This is a genomic window from Dietzia sp. CH92 (assembly GCF_032248695.1).
Lineage (GTDB): Bacteria > Actinomycetota > Actinomycetes > Mycobacteriales > Mycobacteriaceae > Dietzia.
The window spans coordinates 538,365-554,610 of record NZ_JAVHXC010000003.1 but is presented as its reverse complement, the minus strand read 5'-3'; the positions used below and the strand labels follow the sequence as shown (position 1 = coordinate 554,610).

13 protein-coding genes are annotated in these 16,246 nt (G+C 65.7%); 1 reads left to right on the top strand and 12 read right to left on the bottom strand.

What is annotated here, in order from left to right:
* Positions 1 to 38: 38 nt before the first annotated feature.
* From RWK90_RS08965 to RWK90_RS08935, 7 genes are all read right to left on the bottom strand, one after another.
* Positions 39 to 782, bottom strand: coding sequence for a glucose 1-dehydrogenase (locus RWK90_RS08965; RefSeq protein WP_314036917.1), 744 nt, complete (start codon positions 780 to 782; stop codon positions 39 to 41).
* Between the two features lie 120 nt (positions 783 to 902).
* Positions 903 to 2,819: an NAD(P)/FAD-dependent oxidoreductase gene (locus tag RWK90_RS08960; RefSeq protein WP_314036915.1), complete on the bottom strand. Its 1,917-nt coding sequence runs from the start codon at positions 2,817 to 2,819 to the stop codon at positions 903 to 905.
* 111 nt (positions 2,820 to 2,930) lie between these two features.
* Positions 2,931 to 4,505 (bottom strand): AMP-binding protein, encoded by a 1,575-nt coding sequence (locus RWK90_RS08955; protein ID WP_314036913.1) that lies wholly within the window; start codon positions 4,503 to 4,505, stop codon positions 2,931 to 2,933.
* On the bottom strand, positions 4,502 to 5,311 hold the full coding sequence (locus RWK90_RS08950) for an enoyl-CoA hydratase (RefSeq protein ID WP_314036911.1): 810 nt from the start codon (positions 5,309 to 5,311) through the stop codon (positions 4,502 to 4,504). Before RWK90_RS08950 ends, RWK90_RS08955 begins: the two co-directional genes overlap by 4 nt.
* Entirely contained in the window at positions 5,308 to 6,390 is a 1,083-nt protein-coding gene (locus RWK90_RS08945; RefSeq protein WP_314036909.1) for an acyl-CoA dehydrogenase family protein, read from the bottom strand. Before RWK90_RS08945 ends, RWK90_RS08950 begins: the two co-directional genes overlap by 4 nt.
* A gap of 8 nt (positions 6,391 to 6,398) precedes the next feature.
* The gene (locus RWK90_RS08940) at positions 6,399 to 7,556 is read right to left on the bottom strand and encodes an acyl-CoA dehydrogenase family protein (RefSeq protein ID WP_314036907.1); all 1,158 of its coding nucleotides are present in this window, start codon (positions 7,554 to 7,556) and stop codon (positions 6,399 to 6,401) included.
* Positions 7,556 to 8,590, bottom strand: coding sequence for a Rieske 2Fe-2S domain-containing protein (locus RWK90_RS08935; RefSeq protein WP_314036905.1), 1,035 nt, complete (start codon positions 8,588 to 8,590; stop codon positions 7,556 to 7,558). Before RWK90_RS08935 ends, RWK90_RS08940 begins: the two co-directional genes overlap by 1 nt.
* Before the next feature lie 837 nt (positions 8,591 to 9,427).
* Here RWK90_RS08935 and RWK90_RS08930 point away from each other — a divergent pair.
* Positions 9,428 to 10,456 (top strand): helix-turn-helix domain-containing protein, encoded by a 1,029-nt coding sequence (locus tag RWK90_RS08930; RefSeq protein ID WP_314036903.1) that lies wholly within the window; start codon positions 9,428 to 9,430, stop codon positions 10,454 to 10,456.
* A gap of 40 nt (positions 10,457 to 10,496) precedes the next feature.
* Here RWK90_RS08930 and RWK90_RS08925 read toward each other — a convergent pair whose 3' ends face one another.
* From RWK90_RS08925 to RWK90_RS08905, 5 genes are all read right to left on the bottom strand, one after another.
* Positions 10,497 to 11,567: a Zn-dependent alcohol dehydrogenase gene (locus tag RWK90_RS08925; RefSeq protein WP_314036901.1), complete on the bottom strand. Its 1,071-nt coding sequence runs from the start codon at positions 11,565 to 11,567 to the stop codon at positions 10,497 to 10,499.
* A 76-nt stretch (positions 11,568 to 11,643) separates the two neighbouring features.
* A complete protein-coding gene (locus tag RWK90_RS08920) occupies positions 11,644 to 12,693 on the bottom strand; it encodes a ferredoxin--NADP reductase (RefSeq protein WP_314036899.1) in 1,050 nt (349 codons plus the stop codon).
* Positions 12,690 to 14,351, bottom strand: a complete 1,662-nt coding sequence (locus tag RWK90_RS08915; protein ID WP_314036897.1) for an NAD(P)/FAD-dependent oxidoreductase — start codon at positions 14,349 to 14,351, stop codon at positions 12,690 to 12,692. The genes RWK90_RS08920 and RWK90_RS08915 overlap by 4 nt, the downstream gene beginning before the upstream one ends.
* A gap of 71 nt (positions 14,352 to 14,422) precedes the next feature.
* Entirely contained in the window at positions 14,423 to 15,148 is a 726-nt protein-coding gene (locus RWK90_RS08910) for a glucose 1-dehydrogenase (RefSeq protein WP_314036895.1), read from the bottom strand.
* Between the two features lie 35 nt (positions 15,149 to 15,183).
* Positions 15,184 to 16,137 carry an alpha/beta hydrolase gene (locus tag RWK90_RS08905; protein ID WP_314036893.1) on the bottom strand — a complete coding sequence of 318 codons (954 nt, stop codon included), beginning with the start codon at positions 16,135 to 16,137 and terminating at the stop codon, positions 15,184 to 15,186.
* Positions 16,138 to 16,246: the final 109 nt, after the last annotated feature.

Below are 16,246 nucleotides of genomic sequence, written 5' to 3'. Positions count from 1 at the left end.
AGGACCCACCTGGGGCGCCGCCGGCCGCACCGCGTCTATCACTGCGCGGTGTAGCCGCCATCGACCACGAATTCGCCCCCAGTGATGTATGAGGCCTGGTCGCTCGCGAGAAACGAGATCAGCTCCGCGACTTCGTCGGCGGTCCCGATCCTTCTCAGCGGTGTCAGGGCGGCCAACCTCTCACGACTGCCTGCGCCGAGGGTCGGGGTCTCGATGAATCCGGGGTGCACGGAGTTCACTCTCACTCCGTCGCCGCCCCAGGCGACGGCAGTGTTCTTCGACAACGCCCGTACCGCGCCCTTCGCTGCAGCGTACGCCGGGGCGGAACCGAAGCCGCCGACGATGCCGAACATCGAACTGACATTGACGACCGCCCCGTGCCCCGACGCCTTCAACGAAGCGCTGGCCGCCCGGTGGCCCAGGAACACACTGGTCTGGGTTACCGCGATCACTCGTGCGTAGAGCTCGTGCGTGGTGTCCTCGATCAGGTCGGGGTGCGCGATCCCGGCGTTGTTGATCAGGATTCCGAGGCTCCCGAACTCGTCGACCGTCGCGGCGACCGTCGCGTGCCACTCGGCCTCGGACGCCACATCGAGATGGCGGTAGACGGCCCTGCCGCCGGCGTCGATGATCTCTCGCGCCACACCCGCACCCAGATCGTCCTGGATGTCGGCCACGACCACGGCTCCTCCTTCCGCCGCGATCTGCAGGGCCACCGATCGCCCGATTCCGCTCGCGGCACCCGTGACCAGGGCGACTCTGTTCTCGAACCTGTCCTTCATTCGATCTCCTCCGGGGAATTTCCGTGCATGACGGGCCGTCGGCGGCTGTGTCCCACCGAACGATGGGGCGGGCCCCTGCACAGATCAGTGCAGGGGCCCGTTGGTGGTGTGGCGGGATTTCTACGCCGTAGGGATTTCGGTCGTCATCAACAGGGACTGGTCTCCCGCGGTCACCTTTTCAGGCGACACGCCATTCCGATTTCCCGCGCTGGAGAACTGGAAGTCCGCCTCGTCCGGCCGCGCACACATCTCGTAGAACTTCTCACCACTCCACGGTGCGTTCATCTGGAGTCGTCCGAACTCGTTCACGTAGTAGTTCTTCTCCAGCGCCGAGTTCGGGGACAGATAGATCAGCTTCTTGGCCTCCTCGTGAAGCCTGTCGTTGTAATCCGAGAACGCGTCGCGTCGGATCTCCATAGACGAATGGCCGTTCTCGAGCATTCCGACGATGCACTGCGCGATATAGCCGCTCCAGATCTCGAACCACACCGGCAACCCGGAGCCGCTCGCCACCGGCTGGGAGTTCGGACCGTAGAGCATGAACATGTTCGGGAATCCCGGGACCGTCATGCCGAGGTGGGCCTGGGCGCCTTGCGCCGCCCAGACGTCTTCCAAGGTCACGCCGCCGATGCCGTGATACTGCGTCGGCCAAATGTATTTCTCGGTCTGGAATCCGACTGCCGCGATCACCAGATCCGCCTCGCGGGATTCGCCGTCCGCGGTCACGATCGCGGCGTCCGTCATGCGATCGATAGGAGTACTCACCAGCTCCACGTTGGAGCGCGTCAGCGATTTGTACCAGTTGTTGTCCACCACCGGGCGGCGGGTCATGGGCGGGTAGTCCGGAACGAGTTGATCGATCAGATCTTGTCGGCCGCCCACTTGAGCCGAGATGTACTGGACGAGCATTCCGCGCAGCATGTCGTTGCGCTCATTGACATCACCGCCGGCCGCGATCCACTTCTCGTCCGGCTGCAGGACGTTCCGCATGTCGATGGTGCTCAGACCAGCGACGTACTTGTTCCAGTTCCAGTAGAACGGCATCTCCCGGATCAGCCACTGGAGTTCCTCACCGATCGGAACTCCGTAGTTCGCTCGAGGTGATATCCACTGCGGGGTCCGCTGGTAGACGGTCACCGACCTCGCCGACTCGGCCACCTTCGAGAGAAGTTGGACGCCGGTGGACCCGTTGCCGATGATGGCGACGTTCTTGCCCGAATACTCGACGTCACTGGTCCACTCAGCGGTGTGGACGATCTGTCCCGAGAACTCCGAGACTCCTGCCACGGTGAGTTCGCGAGGCGTGGCGAAGACCCCGCTGGCAGCGACAACGACGTTCGATTCGACGTCTTCCACCGTGTCCTCGCCATGGACCGTCAGCGTCCAACGGTGCGTCGTCTCGTCGTAGTGCGCCGCACGCACGTCCCGACCGAAGCTGATGCGGTCATAGACGCCGTACTTGCGAGCCACATGGTCGATGTATTCGCGGACATCGGCCTGCCGGGCGAAGTACTCGGTCCACGGGTACTTCTTCTCGAAGGCGTACTCGTAGGTGAAGCTGACCGTATCTACCCGCACGTCCGGATAGGTGTTGATGCTCCACACCCCGCCCACCTCGGCGCGACGCTCGTAGATCGTGAACGGGATCCCGAGCTGGGCGAGCTGCACTCCCATCGCGACGCCCGCGAACCCCGCCCCGACGATTGCGACGTTGTAGCCGTCGGGCACGGCCCTGCAGTCGGACCACTCGGCCTGGAAAGGCATATCGGAGAAGGCCGGGATGTGGTGCCGCATGATCAGGTCTTCCGGGCCGAGTCGGCGCGCTTCAGCCATCTCGAGCAGTTCGACGATCTCGTCTTTGTCGGGAATGGGCAACGAGGACTCGTCCGGCGCGGTGAGCAGATAGTCGACGGCCTTTGCCCGGATGAGTGCGGCATCTTCCTCGCTGAACGTCACGACGTCCGCCACCGGGCCGAACTCCCGCGTGGGAACGATCGCGGCGATCTCCGGGTCACGTGTCGCCTGGTAAAGCGCCATTCGGAGGGCATTCGTATCCGCACACTCAACTGCCCGTTCTATATACCTACGTCCTTGCATGGGTTTTCCAACTCTCAGGGGTTTTGAAGGGAGAACGCCTCGGGGAGCGGATCACACAGCGGGTGCGCCGGCTCCGGCGTGCTGGTCGATCACGGACTCTCGCAAGGCCTGCTTGCGGATCTTCATCGTGGGCGTCTTGGGCATCTCGGCAATCGCGACGACTTCCTCCGGAAACTTCGCCGGGGACAACCCGGCGGAGCGGCAGATCTCGCGGGCCTCTTCGAGCGTCACCGGTTCCATGCCATCCACAGGCTGGATGACCGCGCAGATTCGTTCGCCCGCCCGCTCGTCGGGAAGACCGATCACCGCGACGTCGACAACAGCGGGGTGCTTCGCGAGAACCGCCTCGATCTCGGAGGGACTGATCGATTCGCCCTTGCGGATGATCAGGTCCTTCTCCCGCCCGACGAGGACCAGATGCCCCTCGGGTTCGATCCGTCCGACGTCGCCGGTGAACATCCACCCGTCGGCATCGAACGGATGGATGTCCGCGCCCTCCGAGCGGTACTTCTTGAACAGCATCGTCCCCCGGAGCCAGACGCGTCCTACCTCACCGTTTGGGAGGACGTGGTCGTTCTCGTCGCGGATCTGGAGCTCACAGCCCAGAACTGGACGGCCCTCGGTACCGGCTAATTGCTCGTCAGTATCGTCCATGCGCGCTGACGTGATCATCGGACACTCGGTCATGCCGTAGGCGTGCAGGATCGGGACACCGACCTCGTCACGGACCTCGCGGAACAGTTTCGCGGGCATCGGCGCGCCCCCTCCCGCGATCATCCGGAGTGTCGGGACGACGGGACGGCCCGGGTCCTTGCGCTGCTCCTCCAGGAGCAACGCGTAGTGCGGGGTCGAGCCTCCGGTCATCGTGGCCCCGACCCGGCGCATCAGGGTCACCGCGGCAGCGGGCTCATAGACCTCCATGACCACCAACGCCATGCCGGTGGCCAGGGAGGCCACGAGCAGGTCGGGGCCACCGATGTGGGCATAGGGGAAGAAGACCGTGCCGATGTCGTCAGGGCCGACCCCGATGGCATCGGCGAGCGAGACGCCTCCTGCGATCAGAGTGCCGTCCGTGTGACAAACGCCCTTCGGCGCGGAGGTGGTGCCGGAGGTGGTGTAGATCCACCGCACCTCGTCGCGACCCGCGGGCGGCGCGGGGATCGTCTCCGGATCACCTTCCGGGAGGACTCCGTCGAGGGTCATTATCCGGAGCCGGCCGTTGCTGGCCTCACTGAGTTCCTCGGCCATCCCCGCGTGGTCGAATCCGCGGAACTCGATCGGCGTGATGAGCCAGTCCGACTCACACTGCTCTAGCATCGCGGCGACCTCTCGGCCGCGGTACAGGGGGATGATCGGGTTCTGCGTGGCGCCCAGTCGGCACAGCGCGAGGCTGAGCACGATGGTGTCGATACTGGTCGGCAGCTGCCAACTCACCGTCGTCGTCGGCCCGATACCGCGGGCGTACACGCCCGCGGCGACCCTCTCCGCCGACGCTGCGAGCTCGGCGAAGGTGAGCTGACGCCCGTGCTCGTCGATCACGGCGGTGGAATCGCCGCTCACCGCGGCGCGGCGCGTCAGGAGTTCCCAGAGTGACGTGACGAGATCCGGGTCGAAGTCCGTGTTCACGTGTCCTCCTGCTTTCCGGTCGGCTTGGATTTGATCGGCTCCGGCGTCAGAAGTGGGAATCCGGTGCGGAGCAAGGCGTTCGCGTGGCCTTGCCAGTGGATGTCGAAGGCCGCCTGCATCGCGGCCTGCTGACCCATCACGTCAAGCGTCTGATTGACGGCTCGTTTGGCGGTCGCCAGCGCCCACGGATCCATCTCCGCGATCCTTCCGGCCAGCGACATTGTCTGGTCTTCGAGCTCGGCGAGCGGTACGACGCGGTTCACCATCCCGGCGGCGAGCGCTTCCTCGGCCGTGAATTCGCGGGCCGTGAACAGCATCTCCTTGGCGCGACGCGCTCCGAGTTCCCAGGTGTGGGCGTGATACTCGACTCCGCCGACACCGAACTTCACGACCGGGTCGCTGAAGAACGCGTTGTCCGCGGCGACGATCAGGTCACACGGCCAGATCACATTGAGCGCTCCGGCCACGCAGGCCCCCTGCACCGACGCGATCGAGGGCTTCGGGATATCTCGCCAGCGCCGGGAGTAGCCGAGGTAGTGTTCCGTCTCCCAGACGTACGCACTCTCCAGCGTCGTCTTCCCCTCCTGGAAGTAGCCAGGTGCCGGGGTCTTCAGGTCATGGCCGGAAGAGAAGTGGTCGCCGTTCGCCCGGACCACGATCACTTTGACGGAATCGTCGGCGGCAGCTTCACTCCACCGCTTATCGAGGTCTTGCAGCAGCGACTGATCCTGCGCGTTGTGCTTATCGGGACGGTCGAGACTGATCACCGCGACGCCGCCGAGGACCTTGTAGTCGATGTAGCTCATCGGTCTGCTCCCGTGTAGATCCGCTCCAGCGCAGACGTGATGTCCGCGCTGTTGCGGGCTTGCGAACCGAAGTCGAACTGCCAGCGTTTCGCGGCATTGGTGAACAGATGCACGTTCGACTCGACCATGTACCCGATGCCCGCGTGGACCTCGTGAGAGGAATGCACCATCTCCTGGGCGGCCTTGGCCGCCTGCCGTCGCAGAAGCCCGATATGCGGCTGCGGGATGACGCCGGCGTCGATCGCCGCCGCGGTCGACCGTGCGTGAACCCCCGTCAGGTGCGCCGCGATCGCCAGGTCGGTACAGAGATACTGCACCGCCTGGAATCTCCCGATCGGCCCGCCGAACTGGTGTCGCTGCTGTGCATAGAGAACGGTCATGTCGAGAAGCCGGAGCCCGGCTCCGTGAACCTGAGACGCACGCAGGACCGCACACCGCGACTCGGCGGTCTCCACGGCACCGTCCGCGGTGCTCCCCCGCGCGACGATGGCCGAGTCGGCCACAGCGGCACGGTCGAATGTCAGCGCGAACATGTGGTGGCCACCCATGTTCGGCATCTCCTCGACTGTGATCCCGGGTCCTGCGGGGACCACTGCGAGCACGTTCTCCGTCCCGCCGGCATGGACCAGGAACCGGTCTGCGTCACCGGCATAACCGACCGCCAGTGCCACCCCGTTCAGAAAACCGTCCTGGTACGCGACCGCCGAATTCCAGTCCGCCGAGGGGAAGACGGGGATCACCGCGGCCGAACCGCTACCGATCTGTTCGGCCAGATTCCGCGACTCCTCGGTCCCGGCAGCGAGCGCTGCGTCGCGCGCCATCGTCAGTTCCAGCAGCGGCGTCGCCGCGAGGGCGCGCCCCATTTCGACGAAGACCGCCGCGATCGTCCCGAGAGACGCGCTGTCGGCGTCCTTTCCGGATGGGTCGCCGAGGCTCAACCAGCCGAGCTCCGCGAACTGGGCGACCTGGTCAGCGAACGCCACGGTGTTCGATCGGTTCTCGAGAGGCGAGTAGCGTGCGAACACCGATCTGCTCACTTCTGCGAGGACGTCGAAGTCCTCACCCCACGCCAGATTCATGTCTACTCCTATCGAGGGAGGCCGAGGCCTCGCGTGGCGAGGACCATCCGCTTGAGTTGGGACGTTCCACCGGCGTGGTTCGCGAAGGACTGCCGGTACCAGGCCTCCGGCTTGCCGCCCAGCGGCGCGTACCGTGAGGCCGGACGCAGCTGGCTGGTCGGGCCGAGAACACGGTCGTACACCTGCGCGAACAGAGGCTCGTACTCCTTCGCGATGACCTGCTGCACACCGCCGCCCCACGGGGTCTGTCGCCCGTGAGCGTTGTCACCGATGATCTCGTAGGCGAGAAGTCGCTGTGTCTGCACCATGTCGGCGAGTTCGGCCAGGTCAGCCCGTACGTGCGGGTCCTCCAACTTGCCCGGGATGCTCTTGCAGTGCTCGACGAGGTCGCGCAGCCGTGCCTCCTGCATCGCGTAGATCGGCTCCACGGTCCCGGACGCGTAGAAGGCGCGCATGATGTACTGCCAACCTTTGCCCTCTTCTCCGATGAGCGCGTTCGCCGGAACGCGCACTCCGTCGAGGTGCGTGCTCGACTGGACGCCGCCTCCGTAGTTGCGCATCGGATGAAGAGTCACCCCCGGCGAACGCAGGTCCACCACGAAGATGCTGATCGCCCCGCTCGCCCCGTCACCGGACCCCGTCCGGGCCGCGACATAGAGGACGTCGGACATGGGGCCCCACGAGGTGTACGCCTTCTCGCCCGTGATCACCCATTCATCGCCGTCGCGGACCGCCCTCGTCTGCAATGATCCGAGATCGCTGCCCGATCCGGGCTCCGTGAGTCCTTCGGCCCACAGCGTTCGCATGTTCGCGATGTCGGGGAGGAGACGCTGCTTCTGCTCCTCGGTCCCACCCACGAGAATGGTCCCTGCGGCGAGGAAGATGCCGACCGAATTGATCATCGGCGCGTCGGCCGCGTAGAGCTCCTCGAGGAAAATCTGGTTCGCGACGGGGGACAGACCCCTGCCGCCGTATTCCTTCGGCCACGTCAGGCCGATCCAGCCCTTCGCAGCGACTTTCTTACTGAACTCGACCGCGATCGCCCACTGGTCCGGCTCGTCGTCGAACTCGGGATTGAAGGCGTTCTCGGGAGGTAGCTCGGCCTCGAGGAACTCCCGGATCTCGGCGCGCCAGGCCTCGTGCTCATCTGCTTGCTGAAGTCTCATCAGGCGATTCCCGACTCTTGTGCGTCCGTGCCGGCCGACTGCTCCGCAGCGCCGTGCCCGAGGTGCCCCTCCGGGTAAAAGCGGCGCGCCCACCGACGGATGTCGCGGAAGCCCGCTGCTTCCGCAGTGGCCAGACCGGGAGGCTCCGTATAGCGCTGGTGCTCCCAGATGGCGACGTCGGCCTTGAGCTGTGCCGCAGCGTTTCGCTGCCGCTTGGCCACGCGTGCCTCGTCCTCGCCCTGCTCCCTGCTCGGCCAAGCGGAGAACCGGAGGATCGAGGTCTCGTCGTCGACCGGTGTCACCGCCGTCAGCGAGCAGATTGCCCCGACACCGTCGGCGAACGAATACCCCAATCCCACGCCCAGGAGGGAGGCCATCGTGCGGCCTCGGACCATCTCTCTCTCGCCGTTCGCGCCGCGACGTGTGAAGTTCAGCGCGAGCTCGGTCTTGAAGTCGTTCTCGCCGAACTCGCGGTTCACCACGGTCGGGATCTCGTCAGCCCGGTGGACATACTTGAAGTGGGCGAAGTCGACACCGTTCTCCGCTGCGTACTGGGGATGGATCGGTAGGGCGGGCGTCTCATAGCGCCCGGCCTCACCCAGTTCGTGGTAGTCCCCGGCGGACCCCGCATCCTCGAAGAGATCGAAGATGCTGGGGACCTCGTAGAGGGGATCACGCCCCTCTGCGTCATGCCAGATGTACATGACGCCGTCACGCTCCGCGGACGTCCAGGTACCGATCCGCCGCACCCGGTTGGTCCGTTCCTGGTACGGGATGCAGGTGTTCCGACCTTCCGGCCCCCACTGCCATCCGTGGAACGGGCACTTGATGTCCTCGCCCGCGACGGACCCGCCATGCCCGAGGTGCGCACCGAGGTGCTCGCAGTACGCGTTGAGGACCACCAGCCGGCCGCTTTCGGCGCGATAGGCGACCAGATCCTGTCCGAAGTAGCGCATCGGTGTGACGTCTCCGGGTCGGAGCTCGTCAGACCAACCGATCTGGAACCACCCGGTCGGCTTCATCGACAATGCCATCGGTGACATTTCATCCTCCTGAGCGATCTCGACAGCAGCCCACGGCAGAAGCGTGGGGACTTATCGCACGGCAAAGGTTGTGGCGGAAGACAGCCGGCTGCTCGTCGGCGAATCCGCGGAAGTGGAGGCCTGAACAGGAATCGGAAGACCGGCTCCGCCTCAGGACAGTGACAGGCATCACTGTAGCCATTGGCTACGTCAACGTCAACAGCAGTCACGTAGCGTTGAAATCACCCGCCCCGAACAGCGGAAACCCCCTGGTGCCCTATTGACGGTCCGGTAGCCAACGGCTACGGCGCCTCTCGTCACTCACCATGACCGGTGGAATCCCGCCTTACGGCCCATCGGCACGGTCGCCTATCGGAATCCGTCTACGCCCACCCGCAGACCGGCTACCGACTCGGCGGCGTCACCGGGCTGAGCGCTATGAGGACACGCCTGTCCACCCGGAAGCCCTGGGGTATGTGTACGGGCCCGGTAGTCGGGACGGAAGAGCAGATCACCGGCTGGGAGGCGGCCAGTTAACGATTGAGGGCGCGGCTGATCCCTCTGCCCACTTCCGGGCCGCAGGGTTTGCCGGAGAGGCAAGACGCATACCGGCGCTCCCCGCTTCCAGGATTGGGGCAGGAATCCCCGGAACCGGTGTTGAGACGTCGGTTGATGACAAAGCAGCCACTCAGACGGCCAAGAGGTACCAACTGTATTCGCCGTCCGGACTGGGTAGTGTGACGGAGAAAGCCAGTGGCTACTTCAACGGCAACCTCCTCCGCGATTCACTCCGCGGTGGCGCCGGGATGCACACTTCACAGCCGATGACCACGAGAAGGTTCCCGCACTATGGAGAGTTCGAGCGAGACGACCTCGACCCTCGGCGAGGTGTGGACGACGCCGAGGGTCGCTGAATTCCTGGGCATCAGCCGCCAGGCGATCAACAAACGGGTACAGAATCGGAAGATGCTCGGATATCCGGGCAGTGGAAAAACCCTTTTCCCCACGTGGCAGTTCGATATGGAGGATCGCGGGGTTCGCCCGGAGGTACTCGAGTACCTCGAGGCGTTCGACGAGTCGATACCATCAGACGCCATCGCCCAGTGGTCGGTCACTCCACAGGACGATTACGATCGCTCCCCGGCGGAACTGCTCCTGGATCCGTCCGGCAGGGACGACGCACTCCGACTCGCCCACTCCTGCCAGAGGGCCGCTCTGAGGGAACTCGTGGGGCCGACGCCCGAGGTCGAGGGAACGCGGAACCGACGGGACGTCGCCGAGTGGACCCCTACCAGCGCGGGCGAGACGGGAGCGCAACACGCGATCCTGCTGGCCGCCGCGGATCTGTTCGCCCGGAAGGGCCCGGCGAAGGTCTCGTTGCGTGAGGTCGCCGCCGCCGCGGGCGTCTCGTACGGCCTCATCCACCGCTTCTACCGGACCAAGGAGAATCTTCTCGTGGCCGTGATGGGCCTGCTGGTCAACTACGGTGGCGAGCGCCTGACTAGCGAGGCGGACGCCTACGCCGCCATCGAGAACTCGTTCGGCGCCGACCTCGACGCCGGCCAGTTCGGCCGGATGCTCGCGTGGGCCATATTCGAGGGCACCGAGCCGAAACGGCTGCTGGGCGGCGTTCGCTCGCGCGGTTACCGCTCCCAGATCGAGGCCCTCTGGCAGGACCCGGTCGAACCGGAGGTCCGGAGGGAATTCGACTCGAACGTCCTCGCCTCGTTGCTCGCGCTCGTCGGTTCTGTGTGGGATCTCTACGAGCCGTACCTGGCCGAGCTCGCCGACACACCGGACCGCGATGCCCGGGACGTTCGAGATGAGGTCACTGACATGCTCAAACTCCTCGTATACGCCACGCGCCCGGATCGGTGACCGGATCCGGACGCGTGGACGACACGGAGGGGGCCGGCACTCAGGAGGACATCAACAAGACGCCGCGATCGAGCTTCCCGGAGCGCGCGTCGTCCATCATCGAGGAGAATTCCTCCATCTCGTAGGTCTTGGTGACGAGTTCATCGAGGAGGAGACGACCCGACCGGTAGAGGTCGAGGTACTTCGGGATGTCCGCGCCGGGCCGTGAGGAGCCATAGCGACACCCGAGCACCGAGCGGTCCATATAGAAGGTGGTGGCGGGAACTGACAGTGTGGTCTCCGGACCGGCCACGCCGAGCATGATCAACTGCCCTCCCCAGTCGAGCATCTCCATGCCCTGACTGGTGACCGCCTCGCCCCCGACGCAGTCGAAGACGTGATGGGCGCCCCCGCCCGTGATCTCGCGTACCGCGGCGACCGGATCGCCCTGCCCGGCGCGGATGAAGTGAGTCGCACCGAACGCCGCCGCCTTCGCCTCCTTATCCGGGTTCATGTCGATCGCGATGATCGACGCGGCACCGGCGACCCTCGCCGCCTGGATCACATTGAGTCCGATCCCACCCGATCCGATCACGACCACGGAGTCACCTGGTGCGACACGAGCACGGTTGAGCACTGCGCCGGCACCGGTGAGGACCGCACAGCCGATGAGACAGGCAGTCGCCAAGGAGATGTCCTTGGAGATCGGCACGGCCTGGCCGGCCTTGACGACGATCTTCTCGCTGAACGTCGAGAGAGCCGCGTAGTTGTGGATCGGAGTCCCGTCGAGTTCGAAGGGGGTCGCCGTCTTGCCGAAGGATTCCCTGCACATGGTCGAGCGACCCGATGTACAGGCCGCGCACTGGCCACAGGTCGCGAGGGTGGACAGGACGACATGATCGCCGACGACCGGACTCGTCACCCCCGGGCCGACCTCTTCGACGACTCCCGCGCCCTCGTGCCCCAGGATGACGGGCACCGGGAACGGGATTTTTCCGTTGACCACACTCAGATCGCTCTGGCACAGGCCGCTGGCGACGATCCGGACCCGGACCTCTCCCGGCCCGGGAGTTCGGAGGGTGACGCCGTCGACCAGTGTGTTCTCCGTACCGTCGAAGACTATTGCTCTCATTATCGCCCTTACTGTCGGGGGTAGGCGCGTGCGCGGCCTACCCCGGGTTGTCGTGGCGCACTGTCGGCGCCGCTGTTCAGAACTCGATCTCGATGGGCCCCGTGTCGGGCCGTGATTGGCAGCCGAGAATGAACCCGTCCGCGATGTCCGCGGGATCGAGGATCTCCGAGTTCGCCATGCCGACCGCGCCTGAGAGGACCGTGCAGGCGCACGAGCCACATTCCCCCGAGCGGCAGGAGAACGGGACGTCGACACCGCGCTCCAGCAACACGTCGACGAGAGTCTGGTCGGTCGGCCAGCCGAAGCGATGGGTCTCTCCGTCCAGGTGGACCACGGTCTCGACCTCCGGGCCCGCGAGATCGGACTCTCGGGAACCGACCTCACCGAACGGATCCCCGGACAAGGAGAGGAACACCTCGCGGTGTCGGCGTTCGTCCGGCACCCCGGCGGAACGGAGTGCGTCGCCGACGAGATCCATGAACGGCGTCGGTCCGCAGACGAAGGCCTCAGAGGAGGAGTACTGCGAGGCGAGGTCGACGAGCAGATCCCCGGTGACCGGTCCGTGCCGATCGTCTACGTGATGTCGGATGATCAAGCGGTCGTCATACCGGGCGGTGAGGCCGTCGAGCTCATCGCGGAAGATGATCGAGTCATCGTCCCGGTTGGCATAGAAGAGCACTACTGAACGATCGGTCCGCGCGAGGGCGGTTTTCAGGATCGACATCACCGGAGTTATTCCGCTGCCGGCGGCGAACAGCAACAGGTCGTGGTCGAACCCGGTAGGAGTGAACCGCCCGGACGGGGGGAGTACGGTGACGGCGCTGCCCGGCGTCAGGTTGTCGCAGATCCAATTGGACCCGTAGCCCCCCGCGGTCCTCTTGACGGTGACCTTCAGCTCGTCATCGAGGTCCGGAGCACTGGAGAGCGAGTAGGACCTGGCCACGTAACCGGTCTCATCACTGGGGATCCGGAACGTGAGGAACTGCCCGGGTCGATAGGCGAAGAGCTTCTTGTTCTCCTCCGGCACCGTCATCACTATCGACTTCGCGTCAGCGGTCTCGTCGATGACATCGGTCACCGTCAGTTGGTGTCCCAACACGACACCTGCAGTAGTGAGCGTGGTCATCGCACTCGCTCCCCCATCGACAGCCTCTCCTTCTTCTCGAATCCTGCGAATCCCCCCTGAACGGCCGCGGCCGCCAGCTCGGAGTAACGCTTGAAGCCCCCGACGTACATCAGCAATGTCCTGGGTTTGCCGGGAATGTTCGCGCCCGTGTACCAGGAGTCGGTCTTCGCGTGCATCGTGCGTGCGGCTACCGCGTCCATCTCCCTCGCCCACTCGTCCTCGAGTTCAGGGGTCGCCCCCAGCCGGGAGATCTGCTGCTCGTCGAGGTGGTCGATCACACGGAGGATCCAGTCGACCTGCCACTCGCCTGTGGTGATCATCTGCGCCTGGACCGACGGGCTTCCCGGTCCGTGCACCATGAACAGGTTCGGGAACCCCGCGGTCATCAGGCCGAAAGCCGCCTTCGGGCCGTTCTTCCACCGATCGGCGAGACTCTCCCCGTCGACGCCGACGGGGTTCATTCTGAGCATCGATCCGGTCATCGCGTCGAAGCCGGTCGCGAAGATGATCACATCGAGGTCGAAGTGGGCACTGTTCGTGCGCACGCCGGAGGCGGTGACTTCGACGATGGGATCGGATTTCACGTCAACCAGTTCCACGTTGTCCCGGTTGAAGGTCTCGAAGTAGCCGGAGTCCTGGCAGATCCGCTTGCCGCCGATGGGGTAGTCCTTGGGGCACAGCAGCTCCGCGGTGGCCGGGTCATCGACGATCGCGCGGATCTTGTTGCGGACGAACTCCGCCAGGATCTCGTTGGCCGCCGGATCAGATGAGGTGTCGGTGAACGTCCGGATGAACTCGAGCCCCTTGCGCGCATTCCACGCGCGTTCCATCACCTCCTCCCGCTCCTGGTCGGTGTAGTCGAAGATCGACCGGGGTTCGTCGATGTGGTCCATCAGCGTCGCACCGTAAGTCTGGAGGGCGGCCTCGCGCCGCTGGGCGTACTCGGTTTTCCACGCCCGCTCGTGCTCCGGGTCCAGGGGGCGATTCCGGGAGGGGAGGCTGTAGTTCGGGGTCCGCTGGAAGACGGTCAGCGTGTCGGCGACCGCCGCGACCTCGGGGATCACCTGGATCCCCGTGGATCCGGTGCCGACGACGCCGACCCGCTTGCCGGCGAGCTCGACGCCGCTCTCGGGCCACCTCGAGGTGTGATAGGCCTCGCCTCGGAAGCTGTCCAGGCCGGGCCAGTCAGGGACGTTCGAGACGTCGAGGCTCCCGGTGGCGGCGATGACGAACCGGGCGGTGAGGGTATGACCGGATGTCGTGCCCACTCCCCAGAGATCGGTGGACTCGTCGAAGGTCAGTCGATCGACCACGGTGCCGAACCGGATGTCCTCTCGCAGTCCGAAACGGTCGGCGACGTGGTTGGCGTACGCCTCGAGCTCGGGTTGTGGAGCGAAGTGCTCGGACCAGGACCACTCCTGCTGGAGTTGCTCGTCGAAGGAGTACGAGTACTGCATGCTCTCGATGTCCACGCGGGCGCCCGGGTAGCGATTCCAGTACCACGTACCCCCCACCCCGTCACCGGCCTCGAGGCACACGACGTCTCGACCCTGTTGACGGCATCGGTGCAACGCGTACATCCCACTGAAACCGGCGCCGATGATCACGACGTCGTAGTGCTCGGTGGGACCGGCAGGGGTCGGGGGCGGAGTGGTCATGATGCTCCAGGTGTCGGCCCGCTACGGAGAGCGGGAAGGGGTGGTGGGGGGGCGAGGCTCGGCGGCTCCGGTTATCCCAGGAGTGAGCCACCATCTGCGACGAGGTCTGTTCCGTTGACGAACGTCGACTGATCCGAGGCGAGGTAGACCACCGCATCGGCGACTTCGCGGGGATCCGCCTGGCGCTTCAACCCCGTCGGTATCTCGCCGGACGCCGTGGTGGGCGACATCTCGGTACGGATGTTCCCGGGGAGGACGGCGTTCACCCGGATGCCGGACGGCGCGAGCTCGATCGCGGCGGTCCTGGTCAAACCGCGCAGGGCCCACTTGGACATGCTGTACGCGCCGTGCGCCGGGTAGGACGTGGCGCCGGCGAGAGAGGAGACGTTGACGATCGATCCGCCGCCGCGCTCCCGCATCGCCGGTACGACCGCTTTGATGCCGAGGAACGGGCCGTGGAGGTTGACGGCCATGATCTTCTCGAGCTCGGCGACCGTCTCCTCTTCGAGAAGCTGGCGGCGGTAGATCGCCGCGTTGTTGACCAGGATGTCCAGACCGCCGAAGGTGGTCTCCGCCGTCGCCACCGCGTCTTCCCAATCGGCCTCGGATGTCACGTCGACCCGGGCGAAGACGACCCGGCTCCCGAGCTCATCTGCGAGCGCCTGGCCCGGACCTTCCAGCAGATCGGCGATCATGACCGAACAGCCCTCGCCCGCGAGCGCACGAACGACCTGCTCGCCCAGTCCTCTCGCGCCACCCGTGACGATGGCGGCCTTTCCTTCGATGCGCGACGGCATGTCTCTCCGATCTCGGTGGTGCACTCGGTGGATGGTCAACGCGACCGATCAGATTCCAGAGCCCGTCGGATCGCGGAGGTGAATGCCGCGTTCACGCGCTGGGAGATCTCCGCGTGCGGGAACAGACTCGTCGCTCCGTGGAACGTCCCCGGCGAGAGATGGAGTTCGGTCGGGACGCCGGCTCCGAGCAGCGCCCGGGCGTAGTCGATTCCCTCGTCCCTCAAGGGATCGAAGGAGGTCACCGCGATGTAGGCGGGGGGCAGACCCGAGAAATCGCGGGCACGGGCCGGGGCCGCGTACTCGGTGATCGAGTCCCGGCCGGTCTCACCACCCAGGTAGTGGCCCCAGCTGTCGATCGCGTTCTGTCGGGTCCACATCGGGGTGTCCGTATAGCGCCGGGAGGAGTCGGTGACGAGACGATCGTCGACGACCGGTGAGTCCAGCGCCTGGAAGAGGATCGTCGGGCCGCCGGTGTCCCGGGCCTTGAGCGCGACCGCTGCGGCGAGACCGGCCCCTGCACTCGTTCCGGCGACGACCACCCGGGACGGGTCGAAGCCGTGGCCCTCCGCCGCAGCGACCCATTCGAGCGCGGCGTATCCGTCGTCGAACGGCGCCGGGTACGGGTGCTCGGGGGCGAGGCGATAATTGACCGACACCACCACGGCGTCGAGGTCCGCGGCGAGGCGCGCCGGGACCCGCACGTCCGTGCGCGCGTCCCCGAGTACGAATCCGCCTCCGTGGAAGTAGAGGACCACCGGGAGCGCACGGTCAGCAGGTGCAGCCGGCCGGAAGACGACCAGGCCGACGTCGGTGCCGTCACTCACCGGCGCGACCTCGTCGATGACCTCCACACTCTCGGGAACGAGCGACATGGGATCCGTGGTCGCCTGAGCCCGCAGACGCTCTCGCGTGCTGCTCGGGTCGGCGATGTCGAGAACGGGGACGTACTCCATCAGTGGGCGGTATTCCGGATCCACGGGGTAGGTCATCGTTTCGCTCCGTGTGCACTTGGGGGGTGCGAGTCCCCGGCCGGCTCGGACCGGTTCCTCGACGTGACGACGGTCACCTCAAGGTGACAACCGTCACGGTAGCCAATGG

Bases quoted from the DNA above. Each gene is read 5' to 3' on its own strand.
- RWK90_RS08935 (WP_314036905.1), bottom strand. From the start codon at position 8,590: ATGGCATTGTCGATGAAGCCGACCGGGTGGTTCCAGATCGGTTGGTCT.
- RWK90_RS08930 (WP_314036903.1), top strand. From the start codon at position 9,428: ATGGAGAGTTCGAGCGAGACGACCTCGACCCTCGGCGAGGTGTGGACG.
- RWK90_RS08905 (WP_314036893.1), bottom strand. From the start codon at position 16,137: ATGACCTACCCCGTGGATCCGGAATACCGCCCACTGATGGAGTACGTC.
- RWK90_RS08915 (WP_314036897.1), bottom strand. From the start codon at position 14,351: ATGACCACTCCGCCCCCGACCCCTGCCGGTCCCACCGAGCACTACGAC.
- RWK90_RS08910 (WP_314036895.1), bottom strand. From the start codon at position 15,148: ATGCCGTCGCGCATCGAAGGAAAGGCCGCCATCGTCACGGGTGGCGCG.
- RWK90_RS08940 (WP_314036907.1), bottom strand. From the start codon at position 7,556: ATGAGACTTCAGCAAGCAGATGAGCACGAGGCCTGGCGCGCCGAGATC.
- RWK90_RS08945 (WP_314036909.1), bottom strand. From the start codon at position 6,390: ATGAATCTGGCGTGGGGTGAGGACTTCGACGTCCTCGCAGAAGTGAGC.
- RWK90_RS08965 (WP_314036917.1), bottom strand. From the start codon at position 782: ATGAAGGACAGGTTCGAGAACAGAGTCGCCCTGGTCACGGGTGCCGCG.
- RWK90_RS08960 (WP_314036915.1), bottom strand. From the start codon at position 2,819: ATGGCGCTTTACCAGGCGACACGTGACCCGGAGATCGCCGCGATCGTT.
- RWK90_RS08950 (WP_314036911.1), bottom strand. From the start codon at position 5,311: ATGAGCTACATCGACTACAAGGTCCTCGGCGGCGTCGCGGTGATCAGT.
- RWK90_RS08925 (WP_314036901.1), bottom strand. From the start codon at position 11,567: ATGAGAGCAATAGTCTTCGACGGTACGGAGAACACACTGGTCGACGGC.
- RWK90_RS08920 (WP_314036899.1), bottom strand. From the start codon at position 12,693: ATGACCACGCTCACTACTGCAGGTGTCGTGTTGGGACACCAACTGACG.